This window comes from Streptomyces sp. NBC_00190, assembly GCF_036203305.1.
Classification (GTDB): domain Bacteria; phylum Actinomycetota; class Actinomycetes; order Streptomycetales; family Streptomycetaceae; genus Streptomyces.
Window position 1 is genome coordinate 1,738,973 of sequence record NZ_CP108131.1, and the last position, 15,794, is coordinate 1,754,766.

A 15,794-nucleotide genomic window follows, 5' to 3' on the forward strand; every position below is an offset into this window, starting at 1 on the left:
CCTGGGGATGTCCTGTGCCCGTCAGGGGGCGTACGCACACACACGCGCCCTTCGCATATGCCGACACGCCCCCTGAGCGTGACCTGGGCGCCGGGTGGCGCGTTGGTCAAGAGAGATTGACCAAAACGGGCCGCTTCGCGAACGGTTTCCGCGGCCCGATCCGCCCTTCAGCACCGGTTCGAGAGGCTTCTTCATGGCCGACCACGCCACCCACGACGCCCAAGCCCGGGCCAGCCTGCACCTTCTGGTGCGGGACATCGAGCGGGTTCGCCGGCAGGTGGATGCCCTGCGTACGCTCACCGCCCAGCTCGGCAATGTGTACCGCCCGCGCCGCTCCGGCCCGTCCACGGGCTTCGTCGTGTACGGCCGGGCGCCCGCGCCCACCGTCCGCCTCGCCCAGGAGCTGCGGGACAGCGTCGAGACGCTGGTCACCGCCGCCGTGGACTTCGACCGTTCGCTCGGCTTCTCGTGGGACGCGGTCGGCTCGGCGCTGGGTGTCACCAAGCAGGCCGTGCACCGGCGCTACGGCGCCCGGCGCGCGCAGGCCGCGGAATCCGCGGAGCCTGCGGCCGAGGGAACGACCACCCGGCCCCTGGGTCCGCTCCCCACGATCCCGGCGGCCCGATCGGTCCCGCCGCAGCCGCAGCGCGAGGACTCCCAGCCCGCCGTGAGCACCCCCCGCTCGCCGGCCTTCCCCGGCCCCCGCAACGGGTGACCGCCGCCCTCAACGGCTGACAGCCGCCCGCCGCCGGGACGCCGACCCCCGACGGCACCAGCCGGGCCCCGACCCCGGCGGAGCGCCCCACGGGCCGCCCCGCCGGGGTCGTCCGCCGTCCCGGTTCCACCCCGGCGGCATGCGGCCGGGGTGGAACCCGGGCAGCGGCAGCCGGTCCGTCAGCCGATGTCCAGCGGGTCGATGCGGACCCGGACCGACTCCGATGCCGGGACGCCCCGCGCCATACGGGCTGCCTGCGCCGATTTCAGGGCGGCCGCCAGGGCCGCGCCGCTGCCCGGCGGGACCCGGACCAGCGCCCGCTCTCCCGGCGAGGGCTCACCGCGCCGCCCCGGGAGCGGCACCGGGCCGAGGATCTCCGCGTCGGGCGGCAGCCCGGCGCCGGCCAGGAAGGTCTCGACCGCCTCGCCCCGACCCGCCACCGCCGCCATCCGCGACACCGGCGGGAAACCGAGCTGGGCCCGTTCCGCGAGTTCGCGGACGGCATGGCCCACCGGGTCCCAGCGCACCAGTGCCTGTACCGGCCGCAGCGTCGGCTCGGCGACCACGACGACCTGGCCGGCGCCCCGGACCAGCGACGCGGCCGCGATCCACCGCCGCAGCGCGTCCTCGCCCGCCCGCAGGTCGGGCCGGGTCAGCATCGCCCAGCCGTCCAGCAGCAGCGCCGCCGCGTACCCCTCCCCCGCCGCGACCGGTTCCGCCCCCGGGGTGCACACGATCAGCGCCGGCCGGTCCGGCACCTCGTCCAGGACGTGGTCGCGCCCGGACGTCCGTACGGGCACGGCCGGAAACGCCCGCCCCAGCTCCTCGGCGGTCCGCCGCGCGCCGACCACCTGGGCCCGCAGCCGGAACGACCCGCACTCCTCGCAGTGCCAGGACGGTTCCGCCCGCCCGCACCACCCGCACTGCAGGTCCCGCTCGTCGGGGGCCTCCAGCGGCCCGGCACAGACCGTGCAGCGGGCCGGCGTACGGCAGCGCTCGCACGCCAGCCGGGGCACGTAGCCCCGCCGTGGCACCTGGACGAGCACGGGCCCGGTCCGCAGCCCTTCCCGTACGGTCTCCCACGCCAGGCTCGGCAGCCGCGCCGCCCGGGCCGCCTCGTCGCGGGCCAGCAGTTCGTCTCCCACGGTGCGGATCCGGGGCGCGCAGGCCCGCACCGTCTCGCGGTCGGCGACCAGCGGCCGCGCCCAGCCGGACTCGACCAGCTGGGCGGCCTCCACGGTGCAGCTCGTGCTCCCGGCCAGGAAGGCGCAGCCGTCGCTGACGGCGCGCAGTTCCAGCACCTCCCGGACGTGCGGGAAGGGCGCGCGGTCGTCGCTGTGGCTGGAGTCCCCGTCGTCCCAGACGGCGACCAGCCCGAGGTCCCGTACGGGCGCGAACATCGCCGCCCGGGTGCCGACGACGGCCCGCACCGAGCCCCGGCTCACGGCGAGCCACTGCCGGTAGCGCTTCTCGGGCCCGGACTCGGCGGTCAGCAGCGCGTGCCGCCCCTCGCCGAGCAGCGCGGTGAGCGCCGTGTCCACGCGGGCGGCGGTCCGCCCGTCGGGCACCACGGCGAGGGCCCCTCGGCCGGAGGCGAGGGTGGCGGCCATGGCACGGGCGAGCTCGTCGGCCCAGCCGGGGCCGGGCAGGGCGGTCCAGACGGCGCGCGGAGTGCCACCGGTGGCGAGGGCGCGTATGAAGGCCGGGCCGGAGCCGTACCGCTGCCAGCCGCCGGGGTCGGGCGCGGCGGGCGGGGGCAGCGGCTCGGGCGAGGGCTTGGCTTCGGCACGGGCGTTGCGAGGGGGCAGGGCGAGCTGGAGCACGTCGGCCAGGCTGCCCGCGTACCGGTCGGCGACGGCCCGGGCGAGCGCCAGCATGCGCGGTCCGAGCACCACCTCGGGCGAGACGACGTGGGCGAGCGCGGCCAGCGCCCCGTTGTAGTCGGACTCGGCGCGGCGCTCGACGATGAAGCCGTCGATGAGGCCGCCGCCCTCGCGGCGGCCTCCGTGCACCTGGTGGGAGCCGGCGCCGAAGCGGACCCGGACGCGGACGCCCGGCTGCGCGGCCTCGGAGAGTTCGGCGGGGACGGCGTAGTCCCAGAGCTGGTCGAGGTGGAGCACACCCTTGTTCACGAGGATGCGGGCAACGGGCAGCTCCTCGGCGAGGGCGGCCCCGCGCCAGGTACGGGGCTTCGCCTTGGGCGCCTTGGCCTTCGCCTCGGCGACCATCTCCCGGATCAGCGCCAGCTGCTCCGGCGGGGAATCGTTCGCGCTGCTCACACCAGCATTCTTACCAAACGCGACCGACAACGGCCGGGGCGGCGGCTGCGTCCCCCGGGCATGCGAACGGCCCCGGACCAGGTGGTCCGGGGCCGTTCGGCGAGTGGTCCTACAGACCGGCGGCCGCGCGCAGCGCGTCCACGCGGTCGGTGCGCTCCCAGGTGAAGTCCGGCAGCTCGCGGCCGAAGTGGCCGTAGGCGGCGGTCTGGGCGTAGATCGGGCGCAGCAGGTCCAGGTCGCGGATGATCGCGGCCGGGCGCAGGTCGAAGACCTCGCCGATCGCGTCCTCGATCTTCTGGACCTCCACCTTGGCGGTGCCGAAGGTCTCGACGAACAGGCCGACGGGCTCGGCCTTGCCGATCGCGTACGCGACCTGGACCTCGCAGCGCGAGGCGAGCCCGGCGGCGACGACGTTCTTCGCGACCCAGCGCATCGCGTACGCGGCGGAGCGGTCGACCTTGGACGGGTCCTTGCCCGAGAAGGCGCCGCCGCCGTGGCGGGCCATGCCGCCGTACGTGTCGATGATGATCTTGCGGCCGGTCAGGCCGGCGTCGCCCATCGGGCCGCCGATCTCGAAGCGGCCGGTCGGGTTGACCAGCAGCCGGTAGCCCTCGGTGTCGAGCTTGATGCCGTCCTCGATGAGCTGGTTCAGGACGTGCTCGACGACGAACTCGCGGATGTCGGGAGCGAGCAGCGAGTCCAGGTCGATGTCCGAGGCGTGCTGCGAGGACACGACGACCGTGTCCAGGCGCACGGCCTTGTCACCGTCGTACTCGATGGTGACCTGCGTCTTGCCGTCGGGGCGCAGGTACGGGATGGTCCCGTTCTTGCGGACCTCGGAGAGCCGCTTGGAAAGCCGGTGCGCGAGGTGGATCGGCAGCGGCATCAGCTCGGGCGTCTCGTCGCAGGCGTAGCCGAACATCAGGCCCTGGTCGCCGGCGCCCTGCTTGTCGAGCTCGTCCTCGTCGCCCTCGACCCGCTTCTCGTACGCCGTGTCGACACCCTGCGCGATGTCCGGGGACTGCGCGCCGATGGACACCGACACGCCGCAGGAGGCGCCGTCGAAGCCCTTCTTGGAGGAGTCGTAGCCGATCTCGAGGATCTTGTCGCGGACGAGCTGCGCGATCGGCGCGTACGCCTTCGTCGTCACCTCTCCCGCGATGTGCACGAGACCCGTGGTGATGAGGGTCTCCACGGCCACGCGCGAGGTCGGGTCCTCGGTGAGGAGCGCGTCGAGGATCGTGTCGCTGATCTGGTCAGCGATCTTGTCGGGGTGGCCCTCGGTCACAGACTCCGAGGTGAACAGACGACGGGACACAACGCTCCCTGGGGTTGCAGCGGCTGCTGGCTGATCATTTGGCGGAACCATATCGGGGGCTGCGCCCGATCACGTTCCGAATGCAGTTTATCGGTCACTACCGATGAACGGACCACCCGTCTCGCCTTATGGGAGCCGTGTGACCTGCGGCACTCCATTCTGGCGTACGGATGTGGCCAGGCAAAGAGATCCACCTCAGGCGCGTCGCGCCGGAAAGCGGGCCGCCACCTGGTCCCACACCAATTCCGCGAGACTCTCCTTCGGACCATAGGGGACCTGAGTCTCCGACCCATCCGAGGCCAGGATCACAGCCTCGTTCTCCTCCGAACCGAAGGTCTTGGCCTCACCGACCTCATTGACGACGAGAAGATCACATCCCTTGCGCCGGAGCTTGGCGCGCCCGTTGGCGAGGACGTCATCGGTCTCCGCGGCGAACCCCACGACGACCTGGCCGTCCCGGGCCCGGTCGGCCGAGACCTCGGCGAGGACGTCTGGATTGCGCACGAGCGCGACCGGCGCCGGCTCCTGCCCGTCCTTCTTCTTGATCTTCCCGCTCGCGTACTCGGCGGGCCGGAAGTCGGCCACGGCCGCGGCCATCACCACGGCGTCGGCGTCCGCCGCCGCCTTGAGGACCGCCTCCCGCAGCTGTACGGCCGTCCCCACGCGTACGACGTCCGCCCCGGCCGGGTCGGCCAGCGCGGTGTTGGCCGCCACCAGGGTGACCCGGGCGCCGCGCGCGACGGCGGTACGGGCGAGCGCGTACCCCTGCTTGCCGGAGGAGCGGTTGCCGAGGAAGCGGACCGGGTCCAGCGGTTCACGCGTGCCGCCCGCGCTGATCACCACGTGCCGGCCGGCGAGGTCCGGCTCGGACACGCCGCGCGCCAGGACCCTGCGGCACACCTCGTAGATCTCCTCCGGGTCGGGCAGCCGGCCCTTGCCGGTGTCCTTGCCGGTGAGCCGGCCCACGGCCGGTTCGATGACGACCGCTCCGCGCCGCCGCAGCGTGGCCACGTTCTCCTGGGTGGCGGGGTGCTCCCACATCTCCGTGTGCATGGCGGGGGCGAAGACCACCGGACAACGGGCGGTGAGCAGCGTGTTCGTGAGCAGGTCGTCGGCCAGTCCGTGGGCGGCCTTGGCCAGCATGTCGGCGGTGGCCGGGGCGACCACGACGAGGTCGGCGGACTGCCCGATCCGTACGTGCGGCACCTCGTGGACGGTCTCCCACACCTCGGTGGAGGCGGGATTCCCGGACAGGGCGGCCCAGGTGGCCTCGCCGACGAAGTTCAGGGAGGCCGCCGTGGGCACCACCCGCACCTCGTGCCCGGACTCGGTCAGCAGGCGCAGCAGTTCGCACGCCTTGTAGGCGGCGATCCCGCCGCTGACCCCCAGCACGACCTTCGGCTTACCCACCGGACACTCCCCTTCAGGATCCATCTCACTGTGACACCTATGGGGCCTATGACACACCACAGGCCCGGCAGATGCTCTGCCGGGCCTGTGGTGAAAAGATTTCTCGGTGCCTTACTGAGCCGGGGCCTCGATGGCCTCGGAGGTCAGCAGACCCGCGTTGATCTCGCGCAGCGCGATCGAAAGCGGCTTCTCGTGGACGTGGGTGTCCACCAGCGGGCCGACGTACTCGAGCAGGCCCTCACCGAGCTGCGAGTAGTACGCGTTGATCTGACGCGCGCGCTTGGCCGCGTAGATCACGAGGCTGTACTTCGAGTCAGTGGCCTCGAGCAGCTCGTCGATCGGCGGGTTGATGATGCCCTCGGGCGCAGTGATGGAAGAGGACACGCTCTACCTTCCGAAGAATGGGTGAAAGATCAAGCATTGACCGACATGAACATCGATCAACGATCAGACAACTTCCATCAAGGCTAGCAGCTCACGGGCCACGTCCTCGACGGAGGTATTGACAAGGGTGGTGTCGAACTCGGACTCGGCAGCCAGTTCGATCTTGGCCGACGCGAGCCGTCGCTCGATGACCTCGGCCGACTCGGTGCCCCGGCCGGTGAGCCGGCGGACCAGCTCGTCCCAGCTCGGCGGGGCCAGGAAGACCAGCTGCGCTTCGGGCATCGACTCGCGGACGAGCCGGGCGCCCTGGAGGTCGATCTCCAGCAGGACCGGTTCGCCGTTCTCCAGGCGTTCCAGTACCGCGCTGCGCGGTGTGCCGTAGCGGTTGCCCGCGAACTCGGCCCACTCCAGCAGCTCGCCATTGGCGATCAGCTTGTCGAACTCGTCGTCGTTGACGAAGAAGTAGTGGACTCCGTGTCGCTCACCGGGCCGCGGCTTGCGGGTGGTGGCCGACACCGAGAGCCATACCTCCGGGTGGACCTTGCGCATATGCGCGACGACCGTGCTCTTGCCGACCCCTGAGGGGCCGGAGAGCACGGTCAGCCGCGGACGAACCTCTGCTGCCATAGAGCGATTATCCAGGTTCCCGGGACTGCATGAGAACGCCGGAAGAACTCCGGGCGACGCGTCAGCCGGCAGGAGTGCCGAACTCACGCTCCAGAGAAGCGATCTGGTTGGAACCGAGACCTCGGACACGCCGGGACTCGGAGATGCCGAGGCGCTCCATGATCTGCTTGGCGCGCACCTTGCCCACGCCAGGCAGGGACTCCAGCAGGGCGGAGACCTTCATCTTGCCGATGACGTCGTTCTCCTGGCCCGTCTTGATGACCTCTTGGAGCGAGGCGCCGGAGTGCTTGAGTCGATTCTTCACCTCGGCCCGCTCCCGGCGAGCCGCGGCGGCCTTTTCGAGCGCGGCTGCGCGCTGTTCAGGGGTAAGGGGCGGAAGAGCCACGCCTACGTCACCTCGGATGTCGAACTGTCGGATACGGACCGGTGGAGAACCCGCAGGCACCCCACCAGGCGAGCTCCCGAACAGCGATAAAACTCGTTCGCTGCACGTTCACTCTGCTCGGAGACTAGCGGCCAAGACCGCTCCAGTCAGCGAGAACGGACGAAAAGTCCTGGTCAGCCTCCGCCGAACCGTACATCACGGACAAAATGCCCCTGTTTTGTCCGGTGAAAGACGTTCGAATTTCGTCAGGCCGTGCGATCTCGCCGTCCGGCGACACCCGTGAGCGGACCGAATCCGTGTGCGGGAGGCCCGCACACGGACGGACCGGGCGGCGGGATCAGGCGGAGACGGCCTCGCGGATCTCGTCCGCGAACTGCCGCGCCGAGGCCCTCAGGGCCGCCACGTCCGGACCGTTCTTCAGCACGCCCCGCGACACGTTCGGCACGACGTTGCGCACGGCCTTCCCGAACACCGCCGGCAGGTCCGCGGCCGTCGCGCCCTGCGCGCCGATGCCGGGGGCCAGCAGCGGGCCGTTGATGTCCAGGTCGAAGGAGGACAGATCGCCCAGCGTGGCGCCGACCACGGCTCCGAAGGAGCCCATCGGTGCCGCGCCCTCGTTCTCCGCCGCGAGGTGCGCCAGCATCGTCGCGCCGATCGTCCGGCCGTCCTCGCGCAGCGCCCGCTGGACCTCCGCGCCCTCCGGGTTCGAGGTCAGCGCGAGGACGAAGAGACCGGCCCCGGACTCGCGTGCCAGGTCCACCGCCGGGCGCAGGGACCCGTAGCCGAGGTACGGGGAGACGGTGAGGGCGTCCGAGAAGAGCGGCGAGGACGGCGAGAGGAAGGTCTCCGCGTACGCCGCCATCGTCGAGCCGATGTCGCCCCGCTTCGCGTCCATCACCACGAGGGTGCCCGCCGCCCGTGCGTCGGCCACGCTCCGCTCCAGCACCGCGATGCCGCGCGAGCCGAACCGCTCGAAGAAGGCCGCCTGCGGCTTGAAGACCGCCACCTGGTCGGCCAGCGCCTCCACCACGGTGCGCGAGAACCGCTCCAGGCCCGCGATGTCGTCGTTCAGGCCCCAGGAGGCCAGCAGGGCCGCGTGCGGGTCGATGCCCACGCACAGCGGGCCGCGGGAGTCCATCGCCGCGCGGAGGCGGGTACCGAACGGGGTCACGGGGGTCACGGTCACTGCGCGGCCTTTCGGTTCTCGGCGCCCACCGCTTCGGCCAGCGTCGCGTACGGGCTGTTGGCCAGGCGCGCGGCCAGGCCCTTGTGGATGGCGCGGGCGTAGAAGGGACCCTCGTAGATGAAGGCGCTGTAGCCCTGGATCAGCGTGGCACCGGCCAGGATCCGCTGCCAGGCGTCCTCGGCGTTCTCGATGCCCCCGACGCCGACGAGGACCAGCCGGTCCCCCACACGGGCGTACAGGCGCCGCAGGACCTCCAGGGAGCGCTCCTTGACCGGCGCGCCCGACAGTCCGCCGGTCTCCTTCACCAGGGACGGTGCGGACTTCAGGCCGAGGCCGTCGCGCGCGATGGTCGTGTTGGTCGCGATGATGCCGTCCAGGCCCAGTTCCAGGGCCAGGTCCGCGACCGCGTCGACGTCCTCGTCGGCCAGGTCCGGGGCGATCTTGACCAGCAGCGGGACCCGGCGGTCGGTGACCACCCGGTCGGCGGCCTCCCGTACAGCCGACAGCAGCGGGCGCAGCGACTCCGTCGCCTGGAGGTTGCGCAGGCCCGGCGTGTTCGGCGAGGAGACGTTGACGACGAGGTAGTCGGCGTGGCGGGCGAGGCGCTCGGTCGAGGCCACGTAGTCGCCCACCGCCTCCTCCTCGGGCACGACCTTGGTCTTGCCGATGTTGACGCCGACGACCGTCTTGAAGACCGGGTTGCGGGCCGCCAGCCGCGCGGCGACGGCCTCCGAGCCCTCGTTGTTGAAGCCCATGCGGTTGATCAGCGCGCGGTCCGGCACCAGCCGGAACAGCCGCTTCTTCGGGTTGCCGGGCTGCGCCTGGGCGGTGACCGTGCCGATCTCGACGTGGTCGAAGCCGAGCATCGACATGCCGTCGATGGCGACGGCGTTCTTGTCGAAGCCGGCCGCGAGGCCGAAGGGGCCGTGCATGCGCAGGCCGAGCGCCTCGGTGCGCAGGGAGGCGTGGCGCGGGGCGAGCCAGGCGGCGGCGAAGGTGCGCAAGCCCGGGGTGCGGGCGGCGAGGCGGATCCAGCGGAAGGCCATGTAGTGGGCCTGTTCCGGGTCCATCCGCTTGAAGACCAGGTTGAAGAAGAGCTTGTACATCGGGGGAGGTTCCTCCGTCCGGTCATGGGAAGGGGGACACCCGTTGTGAAACCGGTGTCCCCCTTCCTCGTACGGGCTGCTAGTCGCGGGCCGCGGTCAGGTGCTCCGCGTGCTCCTGGAGGGAGCGGACGCCCACGTCGCCGTGGCCGAGCGCCTCGATGCCCTGGACGGCCGCGGCGAGCGCCTGGACCGTGGTCAGGCACGGGACGCTGCGCGCCACGGCCGCCGTGCGGATCTCGTAGCCGTCGAGGCGGCCGCCGGTGCCGTACGGGGTGTTGACGATCAGGTCGACCTGGCCGTCGTGGATCAGCTGGACGATGGTCTTCTCGCCGTTCGGGCCCTCGCCCTCGCTGAGCTTGCGCACCACGGTGGCGTTGATGCCGTTGCGGCGCAGCACCTCGGCGGTGCCGGAGGTGGCCATCAGCTCGAAGCCGTGGGCGACGAGCTCGCGCGCCGGGAAGATCATCGAGCGCTTGTCGCGGTTGGCGACGGAGATGAAGGCGCGGCCCTTGGTGGGCAGCGGGCCGTAGGCGCCGGCCTGGGACTTGGCGTAGGCGGTGCCGAAGACGGCGTCGATGCCCATGACCTCGCCGGTGGAACGCATCTCCGGGCCGAGGACGGTGTCCACGCCGCGGCCGTGGATGTCGCGGAAGCGCGACCACGGCATGACGGCCTCCTTGACGGAGATCGGCGCGTCGATCGGCAGGGTGCCGCCGTCGCCGGTCTTCGGGAGCAGGCCTTCGGCGCGGAGCTCGGCGATGGTGGTGCCGAGCGAGATGCGGGCGGCGGCCTTGGCGAGCGGGACGGCGGTCGCCTTCGAGGTGAAGGGGACGGTCCGGGAGGCGCGCGGGTTGGCCTCCAGGACGTAGAGGATGTCACCCGCCATCGCGAACTGGATGTTGATCAGGCCGCGGACGCCGACGCCCTTGGCGATGGCCTCGGTGGAGGCGCGCAGGCGCTTGATGTCGAAGCCGCCGAGGGTGATCGGGGGCAGGGCGCAGGCCGAGTCGCCGGAGTGGATGCCGGCTTCCTCGATGTGCTCCATGACGCCGCCGAGGTAGAGCTCGGTGCCGTCGTAGAGGGCGTCGACGTCGATCTCGATCGCGTCGTCGAGGAACCGGTCGACCAGCACGGGGCGGGTCGGGGAGATCTCGGTGGACTCGGCGATGTACGCCTCCAGCCGGGCCTCGTCGTAGACGATCTCCATGCCGCGGCCGCCGAGCACGTAGGACGGGCGGACGAGGACCGGGTAGCCGATCTCGTCGGCGATGGCCTTCGCACCCGTGAAGGTGGTGGCGGTGCCGTGCTTGGGGGCGGGCAGGCCCGCGTCGGCGAGGACCTGGCCGAAGGCGCCGCGGTCCTCGGCGGCGTGGATGGCCTCGGGCGAGGTGCCTACGACGGGTACGCCGTTGTCCTTGAGCGCCTGGGCGAGACCGAGGGGGGTCTGGCCGCCGAGCTGGACGATGACGCCCGCGATGGGGCCGGCCAGCGACTCGGCGTGGACGATCTCCAGCACGTCTTCGAGCGTCAGCGGCTCGAAGTACAGGCGGTCGGAGGTGTCGTAGTCGGTGGAGACGGTCTCCGGGTTGCAGTTGACCATCACGGTCTCGTAGCCGGCGTCGCTGAGGGCGAAGGAGGCGTGGACGCAGGAGTAGTCGAACTCGATGCCCTGGCCGATGCGGTTCGGGCCGGAGCCCAGGATGATGACCGCGGGCTTCTCACGCGGGGCGACCTCGCTCTCCTCGTCGTACGAGGAGTAGAAGTACGGGGTCTTCGCGGCGAACTCGGCGGCGCAGGTGTCGACCGTCTTGTAGACCGGGCGGACACCCAGCGCGTGCCGGACCTCGCGGACGACGTCCTCGCGCAGGCCGCGGATCTCGGCGATCTGGGCGTCGGAGAAGCCGTGGCGCTTGGCCTCCGCGAGGAGCTCGGGGTGGAGCTTGTCGGCGGCGGCCAGGTCGTCCGCGATCTCCTTGATGAGGAAGAGCTGGTCGACGAACCAGGGGTCGATCTTCGTGGACTCGAAGACCTCTTCCTGGGTGGCGCCGGCGCGGATGGCCTGCATGACGGTGTTGATGCGGCCGTCGGTCGGGCGGACCGCGGTGGCCAGCAGCTCGGCCTTGTCACCGGGCTCGCCGACGAAGGTGAACTGCGAGCCCTTCTTCTCCAGCGAGCGCAGGGCCTTCTGGAGGGCCTCGGTGAAGTTGCGGCCGATGGCCATGGCCTCGCCCACCGACTTCATGGTGGTGGTGAGGGTGGAGTCGGCGAGCGGGAACTTCTCGAAGGCGAAGCGCGGGGCCTTGACGACGACGTAGTCGAGGGTCGGCTCGAAGGAGGCCGGGGTCTTCTCGGTGATGTCGTTGGGGACCTCGTCGAGCGTGTAGCCGATGGCCAGCTTGGCGGCGATCTTGGCGATCGGGAAGCCGGTGGCCTTCGACGCGAGCGCCGAGGAGCGCGAGACGCGCGGGTTCATCTCGATGACGATGACGCGGCCGTCGACCGGGTCGATCGCGAACTGGATGTTGCAGCCGCCGGTGTCGACCCCGACCTCGCGGATGATCGCGATGCCGATGTCGCGCAGCCGCTGGTACTCGCGGTCGGTGAGCGTCATCGCCGGGGCGACGGTGATCGAGTCACCGGTGTGGACGCCCATCGGGTCGAAATTCTCGATGGAACAGACGACGACGACGTTGTCCTTGGTGTCGCGCATCAGCTCCAGCTCGTACTCCTTCCAGCCGAGGATGGACTCCTCCAGGAGCACCTCGGTGGTCGGAGAGAGCATCAGGCCCTGGCCGGCGATGCGGCGCAGCTCCTCCTCGTCGTGGGCGAAGCCGGAGCCGGCGCCGCCCATGGTGAAGGAGGGGCGGACGACGACGGGGTAGCCGCCGAGCGTCTCGACGCCCGCGATGACGTCGTCCATGGTGTGGCAGATGACCGAGCGGGCGGACTCGCCGTAGCCGATCTTGGCCTTGACGGCCTCGACGACGCCCTTGAAGAGGTCGCGGTCCTCGCCCTTGTTGATGGCCTCGACGTTGGCGCCGATGAGCTCGACACCGTACTTCTCCAGCACACCCTGCTCGTGCATGGAGATGGCGGTGTTCAGCGCGGTCTGGCCGCCGAGGGTCGGGAGCAGCGCGTCGGGGCGCTCCTTCGCGATGATCTTCTCGACGAACTCGGGGGTGATCGGCTCGACGTACGTGGCGTCGGCGATCTCCGGGTCGGTCATGATCGTCGCGGGGTTGGAGTTCACCAGGATGACCCGCAGGCCCTCGGCCTTGAGGACGCGGCAGGCCTGGGTGCCGGAGTAGTCGAACTCGGCGGCCTGGCCGATGACGATCGGGCCGGAGCCGATGACCAGGACGGACTGGATATCGGTGCGCTTAGGCACGCTCGGCCTCCATCAGGGATACGAAGCGGTCGAAGAGGTACGCGGCGTCGTGCGGGCCCGCGGCCGCCTCGGGGTGGTACTGGACGGAGAAGGCCGGCTGGTCGAGCAGCTGGAGGCCTTCGACGACCTGGTCGTTCAGGCAGACGTGGGAGACCTCTGCGCGGCCGTAGGGGGTCTCGGAGACCTTGTCGAGGGGCGCGTCGACGGCGAAGCCGTGGTTGTGCGCGGTGACCTCGACCTTGCCGGTGGTGCGGTCCTGGACCGGCTGGTTGATGCCGCGGTGGCCGTACTTCAGCTTGTAGGTGCCGAAGCCGAGCGCACGGCCGAGGATCTGGTTGCCGAAGCAGATGCCGAAGAGCGGGGTCTTGCGCTCCAGTACGGCCTGCATGACGGCGACGGGGCCGTCGGCGGTGGCCGGGTCACCCGGGCCGTTCGAGAAGAAGACGCCGTCCGGCTGCACCGCGTAGACGTCCTCGACGGTGGCGGTGGCGGGCAGCACGTGCACCTCGATGCCGCGCTCGGCCATCCGGTGCGGGGTCATGCCCTTGATGCCGAGGTCCACGGCGGCCACGGTGAACTTCTTCTCACCGATCGCGGGGACGACGTACGCCTCCTTGGTGGCGACCTCCGCGGACAGGTTGGCGCCGGTCATCTCGGGCGCCTGGCGCACCTTGGCGAGCAGCATGCCGTCGTCGGCGATCGCGTTGCCGGAGAAGATGCCGACGCGCATGGCGCCGCGCTCGCGCAGGTGGCGGGTCAGGGCGCGGGTGTCGACGCCGGAGATCCCGACGACGCCCTGCGCGACCAGCTCCTCGTCCAGCGAGCGCCGGGAGCGCCAGTTGGACGGGACGCGGGCGGGGTCGCGTACGACGTAACCGGACACCCAGATGCGGGAGGACTCGGGGTCCTCGTCGTTGACGCCGGTGTTGCCCACGTGCGGGGCGGTCATCACGACGACCTGGCGGTGGTACGAGGGGTCGGTGAGGGTCTCCTGGTAGCCGGTCATGCCGGTGGAGAACACGGCCTCACCGAAGGTCTCCCCGTGGGCGCCGTAGGCGCGGCCGCGGAAGATCCGACCGTCCTCCAGGACGAGTACGGCGGGAGTTTTGGCTGCTCCCCTGGTGGAGGTCGTCATCGTTCGGCGCCTTCCGTCGTGATGGATTGGTTCATGAGATTGACGGCTTCGACCCAGGCGGCGTGTTCGGCCGCGCGGTCGGAGCGGAATCCGGAGTCGATCAGCTTGTCGCCGTGCGCCCATGTGACGACGAGCAGACCGCCCTCGGTGAGTACCTTGCCCGCGATTCCCTTGTCGAGGCGGGCGCCGCGCAGCTGCGCGGCCGGTACGAAGAAATCGGTGGCACCCGGACGGACCACGTCGAGGCCCGCGTCGGTGAGCGTGAGCTCGACCCGGCTGCGGACGCCCAGACCGTGGGCGACGATCCGGTCGAGCCACTGCCCGGCGGTGGTGGACCCGTGGTACCGGCCGGTCAGGGCCAGCCGGTGCTCGGGGAGACCGTCGGGCGCGGCGGGCAGCTCCGGCAGATCGTTCTGCAGAGCGCCGCGCCATTTCCAGCCTTGCCGCATCAGCCAGTACACGAACGCGATGAAGACGACCAGGCCGACGACCCACGCCATGCGTGCGCCGAAGCTGGTCACCTCCGCCGACTGACGTTCGGCGGCCTCGGCGGCCAGTTGGATTACTGCAGGTGTCACGCCAGCGTCCCGTCCACGACCGTTGCCCGGCCCCGCAGGAAGGTGTGAGTGACGCGACCCGGCAGCTCACGGCCCTCGTAAGGCGTGTTGCGGCTGCGGGAGGCGAAGTGTGCGGGGTCCACGACACCACGGTACGAGGTATCGACCAAGGTCAGGTTCGCGGGTTCACCTGCCGAGACGGGGCGGCCGTGGTTCTCCAGGCTGCCGATCCGCGCGGGGGCGAAGGACATCCGCTCCGCGACGCCCGCCCAGTCGAGCAGCCCGGTCTCCACCATCGTCTGCTGGACGACGGAGAGTGCGGTCTCCAGACCCACCATGCCCATGGCGGCGGCGGCCCACTCGCAGTCCTTGTCCTCGTGCGGGTGCGGGGCGTGGTCGGTGGCGACGATGTCGATCGTGCCGTCGGCGAGCGCCTCGCGCAGGGCCATGACGTCGCGCTCGGTGCGCAGCGGCGGGTTCACCTTGTAGACCGCGTTGTACGAGCGGACGAGCTCCTCGGTGAGGAGCAGGTGGTGCGGGGTGACCTCTGCGGTGACGTCGATGCCGCGGGCCTTGGCCCAGCGGACGATCTCGACGGAGCCGGCCGTGGAGAGGTGGCAGATGTGCACGCGGGAGCCGACGTGCTCGGCGAGGAGGACGTCGCGGGCGATGATCGACTCCTCGGCGACCGCCGGCCAGCCGCCCAGACCCAGCTCGGCGGAGACGACGCCCTCGTTCATCTGGGCGCCCTCGGTGAGGCGGGGCTCCTGGGCGTGCTGGGCGACGACGCCGCCGAAGGCCTTCACGTACTCCAGGGCGCGGCGCATGATCACGGCGTCGTCGACGCACTTGCCGTCGTCGGAGAAGACGGTGACGCGGGCGGCGGAGTCGTGCATGGCGCCCAGCTCGGAGAGCTGCTTGCCCTCCAGGCCGACGGTGACGGCGCCGATGGGCTGCACGTCGCAGTAGCCGGACTCCTTGCCCAGGCGCCAGACCTGCTCGACGACGCCGGCGGTGTCGGCGACCGGGAAGGTGTTCGCCATGGCGAAGACGGCGGTGTAGCCGCCGGAGGCGGCGGCGCGGGTGCCGGTGAGGACGGTCTCGGAGTCCTCGCGGCCGGGCTCGCGCAGGTGGGTGTGCAGGTCGACGAGGCCGGGCAGGAGGACCTGGCCCGCGGCATCGATCACCTGGGCGTCCGCGGCTTCGAGACCGGTACCCACCTCGGCGATGGTCTCGCCGTCGATCAGGACGTCCTGCGCCTCGCCGCCGAGTACCTTCGCCCCACGAATAAGGATCTTGCTCAT

Annotated in this window: 13 protein-coding genes; 1 reads left to right on the forward strand and 12 read right to left on the reverse strand. The window is 71.2% G+C overall.

What is annotated here, in order from left to right:
• The first annotated feature begins 193 nt into the window (after positions 1–193).
• On the forward strand, positions 194–715 hold the full coding sequence (locus tag OG429_RS08565; protein ID WP_328924702.1) for a hypothetical protein: 522 nt from the start codon (positions 194–196) through the stop codon (positions 713–715).
• 179 nt (positions 716–894) lie between these two features.
• Here the strand turns inward: OG429_RS08565 and OG429_RS08570 are convergent, their stop codons facing one another.
• The 12 genes from OG429_RS08570 to OG429_RS08625 form a co-directional block, all read right to left on the reverse strand.
• A complete protein-coding gene (locus OG429_RS08570) occupies positions 895–2,994 on the reverse strand; it encodes a primosomal protein N' (protein WP_328924703.1) in 2,100 nt (699 codons plus the stop codon).
• A 109-nt stretch (positions 2,995–3,103) separates the two neighbouring features.
• Positions 3,104–4,312 carry a methionine adenosyltransferase gene (metK, locus tag OG429_RS08575; protein ID WP_328924704.1) on the reverse strand — a complete coding sequence of 403 codons (1,209 nt, stop codon included), beginning with the start codon at positions 4,310–4,312 and terminating at the stop codon, positions 3,104–3,106.
• 195 nt (positions 4,313–4,507) lie between these two features.
• Positions 4,508–5,722, reverse strand: coding sequence for a bifunctional phosphopantothenoylcysteine decarboxylase/phosphopantothenate--cysteine ligase CoaBC (gene coaBC / locus OG429_RS08580; RefSeq protein WP_328924705.1), 1,215 nt, complete (start codon positions 5,720–5,722; stop codon positions 4,508–4,510).
• A gap of 111 nt (positions 5,723–5,833) precedes the next feature.
• A complete protein-coding gene (rpoZ, locus tag OG429_RS08585) occupies positions 5,834–6,106 on the reverse strand; it encodes a DNA-directed RNA polymerase subunit omega (RefSeq protein WP_004948662.1) in 273 nt (90 codons plus the stop codon).
• 63 nt (positions 6,107–6,169) lie between these two features.
• Positions 6,170–6,733 (reverse strand): guanylate kinase, encoded by a 564-nt coding sequence (gmk, locus tag OG429_RS08590; RefSeq protein ID WP_328924706.1) that lies wholly within the window; start codon positions 6,731–6,733, stop codon positions 6,170–6,172.
• Between the two features lie 61 nt (positions 6,734–6,794).
• A complete protein-coding gene (locus OG429_RS08595; protein ID WP_008740406.1) occupies positions 6,795–7,118 on the reverse strand; it encodes an integration host factor in 324 nt (107 codons plus the stop codon).
• Between the two features lie 337 nt (positions 7,119–7,455).
• Positions 7,456–8,298: an orotidine-5'-phosphate decarboxylase gene (pyrF, locus tag OG429_RS08600; protein ID WP_328930201.1), complete on the reverse strand. Its 843-nt coding sequence runs from the start codon at positions 8,296–8,298 to the stop codon at positions 7,456–7,458.
• Positions 8,299–8,300: 2 nt separating this feature from the next.
• Positions 8,301–9,410: a quinone-dependent dihydroorotate dehydrogenase gene (locus OG429_RS08605; protein ID WP_328924707.1), complete on the reverse strand. Its 1,110-nt coding sequence runs from the start codon at positions 9,408–9,410 to the stop codon at positions 8,301–8,303.
• Between the two features lie 79 nt (positions 9,411–9,489).
• Positions 9,490–12,798, reverse strand: coding sequence for a carbamoyl-phosphate synthase large subunit (carB, locus tag OG429_RS08610; protein ID WP_328924708.1), 3,309 nt, complete (start codon positions 12,796–12,798; stop codon positions 9,490–9,492).
• Positions 12,791–13,933, reverse strand: a complete 1,143-nt coding sequence (gene carA, locus OG429_RS08615; RefSeq protein ID WP_328924709.1) for a glutamine-hydrolyzing carbamoyl-phosphate synthase small subunit — start codon at positions 13,931–13,933, stop codon at positions 12,791–12,793. Before carA ends, carB begins: the two co-directional genes overlap by 8 nt.
• Positions 13,930–14,511 carry a PH-like domain-containing protein gene (locus tag OG429_RS08620; protein ID WP_328924710.1) on the reverse strand — a complete coding sequence of 194 codons (582 nt, stop codon included), beginning with the start codon at positions 14,509–14,511 and terminating at the stop codon, positions 13,930–13,932. The genes carA and OG429_RS08620 overlap by 4 nt, the downstream gene beginning before the upstream one ends.
• Entirely contained in the window at positions 14,508–15,794 is a 1,287-nt protein-coding gene (locus OG429_RS08625) for a dihydroorotase (protein ID WP_328924711.1), read from the reverse strand. The genes OG429_RS08620 and OG429_RS08625 overlap by 4 nt, the downstream gene beginning before the upstream one ends.

Coding starts and splice junctions, on each gene's coding strand:
- OG429_RS08605 (WP_328924707.1), bottom strand. CDS start 9,410: ATGTACAAGCTCTTCTTCAACCTGGTCTTCAAGCGGATGGACCCGGAA.
- OG429_RS08625 (WP_328924711.1), bottom strand. CDS start 15,794: ATGAGCAAGATCCTTATTCGTGGGGCGAAGGTACTCGGCGGCGAGGCG.
- gmk (WP_328924706.1), bottom strand. CDS start 6,733: ATGGCAGCAGAGGTTCGTCCGCGGCTGACCGTGCTCTCCGGCCCCTCA.
- OG429_RS08565 (WP_328924702.1), top strand. CDS start 194: ATGGCCGACCACGCCACCCACGACGCCCAAGCCCGGGCCAGCCTGCAC.
- carA (WP_328924709.1), bottom strand. CDS start 13,933: ATGACGACCTCCACCAGGGGAGCAGCCAAAACTCCCGCCGTACTCGTC.